Origin of the sequence: Finegoldia magna (assembly GCF_018371055.1) — a bacterium.
GTDB classification, from domain to species: domain Bacteria; phylum Bacillota; class Clostridia; order Tissierellales; family Peptoniphilaceae; genus Finegoldia; species Finegoldia magna_I.
Genome location: NZ_JAGYZD010000261.1, coordinates 1 through 2,256, shown reverse-complemented (window position 1 = coordinate 2,256; position 2,256 = coordinate 1). Strand labels below are relative to the sequence as shown.

The 2,256-nt window shown below is 34.0% G+C and carries 4 protein-coding genes; all 4 read right to left on the bottom strand.

Annotation, left to right across the window (positions count from 1 at the left end; genetic code table 11):
* The coding region (locus KHW44_RS08855) for a sigma factor (RefSeq protein WP_304068591.1) at positions 1-215 on the bottom strand (215 nt) is incomplete at its 3' end.
* 4 nt (positions 216-219) lie between these two features.
* Entirely contained in the window at positions 220-564 is a 345-nt protein-coding gene (locus KHW44_RS08850) for an anti-sigma factor (protein ID WP_294685472.1), read from the bottom strand.
* Positions 564-875 carry an STAS domain-containing protein gene (locus KHW44_RS08845; RefSeq protein ID WP_294685473.1) on the bottom strand — a complete coding sequence of 104 codons (312 nt, stop codon included), beginning with the start codon at positions 873-875 and terminating at the stop codon, positions 564-566. The genes KHW44_RS08850 and KHW44_RS08845 overlap by 1 nt, the downstream gene beginning before the upstream one ends.
* Positions 876-887: 12 nt before the next feature.
* On the bottom strand, positions 888-2,256 hold a 1,369-nt coding region (locus KHW44_RS08840), incomplete at its 5' end, for a DNA gyrase C-terminal beta-propeller domain-containing protein (RefSeq protein ID WP_304068584.1).

Below are 2,256 nucleotides of genomic sequence, written 5' to 3'. Positions count from 1 at the left end.
CGGTCAATCGCAAGGATTAGTCCGATACATGCGACTTGGTACAAATCATCGTATTCGATTCCCCTTCCTGTGTATTTTTTTGCCAATATTTCAGCGATATACAGGTTTTTTTCAACGAGAGTATCCCTTATTTTCTTATCTCGTGTTTCTTGGAATTTCAAGAATAATTCTTTAATATTCTCCTGTTCTTCTTTACTAATTGATTTATTCGCCATAATATTATTTCCTATTCTTGATTACTTTTATCTCACTTCCATTGATTTCGTATTCATCCATTAATGATTGGATAATCATTTCTGATATTTCGTCCTTTTCGTTGTTTTCACGTGGATTAAATCCATCTAATTTGAAGATTAATTGCATGTTATCATCTTCAATAATCATAGTACAGTCTATGATTTCGGATCTGTTTCTTTGCAAATTTAAGCATTCAGTCGCACACAATTTGATGTCTTCAATATCATCCAACGAAAATCCACACTTCATCGCTACGAATGAAGATGAAAGTCTTATAAGAGATACATTTTCCTTTTCATTTTGAAAACTTAATCTGAATTCTTCCATTATATCTCCTTTATCACGAAAATCTTGTCCATTTCTGTTATCGTGAACACTTTATTGACGTGTTTTTTGATGTTGTCAATGTAGATTTTGTGGTTATTGTCTCTTATTTCATTGTACACTTTAATCAAAGCTCCAAGTCCTGTTGAATCTATAAATGAAAGATCTGTCGCTTCAATTCTGATGTCTTTTGGGTTTTTCTTGTATTCTTCTAGTAAATCATCTCTGAATTCGTCGCAAGTATTGATATCCAAATCGCCTTGAATTCTTACAATTATCTCGTCTTTTGTGACTATATCGTAGTTTAATTGCATAAATTTTTCTCCTTATTCTTCAAAATACTTGGCTACTGCTACTATGGCATCTTCGCCTTTGTCAGTGTTTTTCAACAATACACCAGATGTATTTCTTGAAAGTGTAGATATTCCTTCTGCTTTTATTCTGATAACCTCAGCTTTTTTGCTAATCAAAAGTATCTCATCTTCGTTTTTCAATGCCTTAGCACACGCTACATCTCCTGTTTTCTTGGCGATTTTGTAAGTTCTGATTCCCTTTCCACCTCTGTTTTGAGTAGTGTAGTTGGATAATTCAGTCTTCTTACCGTAACCATTTTCACTGATTACTGCCAAGAATTCATTGTCTTTTACCAAATCAAATGAAATAACTTCGTCGTCTTTGTTAAGTGTGATAGCCTTAACTCCGATTGCATTTCTGGATAAATCTCTTAGTTGATCCACATTAAATTGCAAGCTCATACCTTTTTTAGTGACGATAATCACATTTTCATTCTTTTCGACAAGTTTTACATCGATTAATTCGTCACCTTCATCGAATTTGATTGCGATTATACCAGTTTTTCTGATATTTTCGTAGAGACTTAGTGAAGTCTTCTTGACCTTACCATTTTTAGTAATGAATATTATAAATTGGTCGTCTTCCTTGTCCTTATCCAATGCCAATACTTGTGTTACATTTTCATCGGCATCGATTTGGATTAAGTTAATGATGTTGGAACCTCTTGCTGTACGGCTTGCTTCTGGCACTTCGTACGCTTTTAATGAGTAAACTTTTCCTTTATTAGTGAAGAACAACAAATCTTGGTGAGTTGTAGTTGCGAACATATCCTTTATGAAATCTCCGTCTTTCATTCCCATTGCATTCACACCACGTCCACCTCTGTGTTGAACTTTGTATGCATCTGTGGAAATTCGTTTGATGTAGCCTTTGTTAGTGATAGTGATGAACATGTCTTCTTCTTCCAAAAGTTCTTCTTCTTCAAAATCACCTTCATCTCTTAGGATTTTAGTTCTTCTATCGTCGGAGTATTTTGTTTTGATTTCTGTCAATTCTTCTTTGATTATGTTCAAAAGCAAATGTCTGTTATTCAAAATTTCTGTCAATTTTTCAATCAAAGCAGTCAATTCGTCAAATTCAGATTGTAGCTTTTCTTTTTCCAAACCTTGTAGTCTTTTAAGTCTCATGTCCAAAATCGCTTGGGCTTGGATTTCTGAAAAATCAAATCTTTGCATCAATTTTTCAAGCGCATCATCATAACTTGTTCTGATAATGTGGATGATTTCATCGATGTTGTCGATGGCTTTCAACAATCCTTCTACAATGTGAATTCTCGCCTTCGCCTTGTTCAAATCAAATTGCGTTCTTCTTCTAACCACGATTTCTTGGTGAACAAGATAG